4 protein-coding genes are annotated in these 3,649 nt (G+C 67.6%); 2 read left to right on the forward strand and 2 right to left on the reverse strand.

Annotated features, from left to right (window positions below; genetic code table 11):
- Both AC1DBQ_RS22405 and hemL read left to right on the forward strand, forming a co-directional pair.
- Nucleotides 1-543, forward strand: a 543-nt coding sequence (locus tag AC1DBQ_RS22405) for an LLM class flavin-dependent oxidoreductase (protein ID WP_476930608.1), incomplete at its 5' end; no start/stop codon positions are given.
- A gap of 30 nt (nt 544-573) precedes the next feature.
- Nucleotides 574-1,905 carry a glutamate-1-semialdehyde 2,1-aminomutase gene (gene hemL / locus AC1DBQ_RS22410; protein WP_476930609.1) on the forward strand — a complete coding sequence of 444 codons (1,332 nt, stop codon included), beginning with the start codon at nt 574-576 and terminating at the stop codon, nt 1,903-1,905.
- A gap of 114 nt (nt 1,906-2,019) precedes the next feature.
- On the opposite strand, the gene AC1DBQ_RS22415 is transcribed toward hemL, so the two are convergent.
- Together AC1DBQ_RS22415 and AC1DBQ_RS22420 are read right to left on the reverse strand one after the other, a co-directional pair.
- Nucleotides 2,020-2,757 (reverse strand): amino acid ABC transporter ATP-binding protein, encoded by a 738-nt coding sequence (locus tag AC1DBQ_RS22415; RefSeq protein WP_476930610.1) that lies wholly within the window; start codon nt 2,755-2,757, stop codon nt 2,020-2,022.
- Nucleotides 2,754-3,518, reverse strand: coding sequence for an amino acid ABC transporter permease (locus tag AC1DBQ_RS22420; RefSeq protein WP_476930611.1), 765 nt, complete (start codon nt 3,516-3,518; stop codon nt 2,754-2,756). Before AC1DBQ_RS22420 ends, AC1DBQ_RS22415 begins: the two co-directional genes overlap by 4 nt.
- Nucleotides 3,519-3,649 lie beyond the last annotated feature (131 nt).

Here is a 3,649-nt window from a genome sequence, read left to right on the forward strand (position 1 = left end):
CCTCTGGAACACCACCTGCTGCAAACCTGGATCGGCGTCGGCGGCACCCCCGAATCCGTGCTGCGCTGCGCAGAATACGGCTACCCGATCATCTTCGCCATCATTGGCGGCCAGCCGCGGTCCTTCGCCCCGCTGGCCGGCCTCTACCGCGAGGCCATGGCCAAATACGGGCACCCGATGCAGCAGATGGCCACGCATTMACCCGGCCACATCGCCGCTACGGATGAGGAAGCACGGGAGGAGTTCTTCCCGCACTGGATCGCGATGCGCAACCGGATTGGCGCGGAGCGGGGCTGGGGCCCAGGCAACCGGGCCGAGTTTGATGCCATGTGCACGCCCGAGGGAGCACTCTACGTGGGGTCACCGGATACCGTGGCCGCAAAAATCGCGCTGCTGAAGAAGAACCTGGGCGTGGACCGCTTTGACCTCAAATACAGCAACGGCACCCTGCCACACCCGGCCATGATGCGCTCGATCGAACTGTTTGGCACCGAAGTGGTGCCCMGCGTCACCGCACTGCTGGCCAAGGCCGCAGGGAAATGACCCGGCCGCAGAACTGAAAGAATAGGAACCATGACTTCCAGCATGCCTCGCAACGAGGAACTCTTTGACCGCGCCCGCCGGCTGATGCCGGGCGGCGTGAACTCACCCGTGCGCGCCTTCGGCTCCGTGGGCGGGACGCCGCGGTTCATGGTGTCCGCCAAGGGTGCCTATCTCACCGACGCCGACGGCGCGGACTAYGTCGACCTCGTCTGCTCCTGGGGTCCGGCGCTGCTGGGGCACGCCCACCCGGAGGTCATCGCCGCCGTGCATGCCGCCGTCGACCGCGGCCTGTCCTTCGGCGCGTCCACGCCCGACGAAGCCAACCTGGCCGCGATCGTCAAGGAGCGCGTCCCGGCCGCCGAACGCGTCCGGATGGTCTCCACCGGCACCGAAGCCACCATGACCGCCATCCGGCTGGCCCGCGGCTTCACCGGCCGCAACCTCGTCATCAAGTTCGCCGGCTGCTACCACGGCCACCTCGACGGCCTCCTCGCCGCGGCAGGTTCCGGCCTGGCGACCCTTGCGCTGCCCGGCTCGGCCGGCGTCACGGCCGCGACGGCGGCCGAAACCCTCGTGCTGCCCTACAACGACCTCGACGCCGTCGAGGCCGCCTTCGCCAAGCACGGTGACAGCATCGCCGCTGTCATCACCGAGGCCGCCCCGGCCAACATGGGCGTGGTCACCCCCGGCGAGGGCTTCAACGCAGGTCTTTCCCGGATCACCCGCGAGCACGGCGCCCTGCTGATCCTCGACGAGGTCCTCACCGGGTTCCGCACCGGCTACTCCGGCTACTGGGGCCTGACCGGCGGGGCCGCCGACGCCGTCGAGCCGTGGACCCCGGACCTGCTGACCTTCGGAAAGGTGATCGGGGGAGGCATGCCGACGGCGGCCCTCGGCGGACGCGCCGAGGTTATGGACTACCTGGCGCCGTTGGGCCCCGTCTACCAGGCCGGCACCCTCTCCGGTAACCCGGTAGCCATGGCCGCCGGCGTCGCGACGCTCACCCACGCCACCCCCGAGGTCTACTCGTTCGTKGACGCCCGCTCCCTGGAGCTCTCCGCAGCGCTGTCCTCCGCCCTCGACGCCGCCGGCGTGGACCACTCCATCCAGCGCGCCGGCAACCTGTTCTCCGTGGCCTTCGGCACGGGCGCCCGCGGCGTACACAACTACGACGACGCCCAGGGCCAGGAAGTGTTCCGCTACGCCCCCTTCTTCCACTCGATGCTGGACTCGGGCGTCTACCTGCCGCCGTCGGTCTTTGAAGCCTGGTTCCTCTCCGMGGCGCACGACGACGCCGCGATGAACCGGATCTTCGACGCCCTGCCGGCCGCGGCGAAGGCGGCCGCCGCCGCGAAGGCGTAGGGTCCCTGAGCGTTAACCGACCGAAGCCTTAACGACTGATGGCACCCGCAGCGGCGGGTGCCATCAGTCGTTAACGCTGCAAACGCCGGCAGCGMTGGAAGGGCGGCAGGCGAACTAGAGAACGTCCGMGAGGAAGCCCTGCAGCCGTTMGGTCCGCGKGTTCGTGAAGATCTCTTCCGGCGGGCCGGACTCCACGACGACGCCGCCGTCCATGAACGTCACTGTGTCCGAGACGTTGCGGGAGAAGCCCATCTCGTGGGTCACCACCACCATGGTCATGCCGCCCTTGGCGAGGTCGGCCATCAGCGCCAGCACGCCCTTGACGAGCTCCKGGTCGAGGGCCGAGGTGGCCTCGTCGAAGAACATCACTTCCGGCTTCATGGCCAGGGCGCGCGCAATGGCCACGCGCTGCTGCTGGCCGCCGGAGAGGTTGGCGGGACGCGCGTCGGCCTTGTGCTTGAGCCCGACGAGGTCGAGCTGCTCGAGAGCCTCAGCCCGGGCCTGCTCGGCCGGCAGCTTGCGCAGCTTCCGCAGTGCGAGCGAGACGTTGTCCACGACGGTCTTGTGCGGGAACAGGTTGAAYTGCTGGAACACCATGCCGATCCGCTGGCGAAGCTCGTCCGGGTTGTCCTTCAGGACCGAGCGGCCGTCCAGCAGGATGTCGCCCTGATCMGGTTCGATCAGGCGGTTCATGACGCGCAGGAGCGTGGACTTGCCCGATCCGGAGKGGCCGATCACCGAAGCGGTGGTGCCCTTCTMGACGTGCAGGTCGATGCCGCGAAGGACATGGTTCGAGCCGAAGGACAGGTGCAGGTTCTTGCCGGTCAGCGAACCGGAAGCGAATTCGCTCATGGCTGTGCTCCTTTCCCGATCAGGGCCGCGGCGTCGTCCGKCTGCCGTTTCTMCGGACGGCCGSTGCGCAGGCGGTTGTCGATGTAGTTGACCAAGTGGGTGAGCGGAACGGTCAGGATGAGGTACATGAACGCCGCGGCGATCAGCGGCGACAGGTTCCCCGTGTTGGCGGCGGCGTCGTTACCGATGCGGAAGATCTCGCGMTGGCTGGCGAGCAGGCCCAGCAGATAGATCAGGGAGGAGTCCTTGATCAGCGAGATGAACTGGTTGACCAGGGCCGGCAGCACGCGGCGGATGCCCTGCGGAATCACCACGAGGCGCATGGAGTCGCCGTAGCTGAAGCCCAAGGCCCGGGACGCTTCCAGCTGGCCCTTCTCCACGCTCTGGATGCCCGAGCGGAAGATCTCGCCGATGTAGGCGGCCGCCATGAGCGTCAGGGCGAGGATACCGAGCGGGAACGGGTTGGTGGATCCGGTCAGTTCCCGGACCACGGGTCCGAGCCCGATGCCGATGAGGAGGATGACCACAATGGCGGGGACGCCGCGGAAGATGTCCGTGTAGATCCGGGAGAGCCAGCGCAGCGCAGTGATGCGGGACGTTCCCATGACGGCCAGGACCATGCCCAGGATGCACCCGAGCACGCCCGAGGTAACCGCCAGGATCAGGGTGTTGGGCAGGCCGACCATAATCATGTTCGGCAGGACGGCCGCCATCGCCTCCCAGTCGAAGAAGGTCTTTACGAGTTGATCGAGTGCATCCATGGACTAGGACTTCGGAACGGTGACAGCCTTGGAACCCGGGGACCACGTGGCCGGGGTCTCACGGTCCGGGTACCATTCCTTGGTCAGCTTGGACCAGGTACCGTAGGCAATCACGGCGTCGAGGCCGGAGT

The sequence above is a fragment of the Arthrobacter sp. 10T413_2 genome, assembly GCF_056394205.1.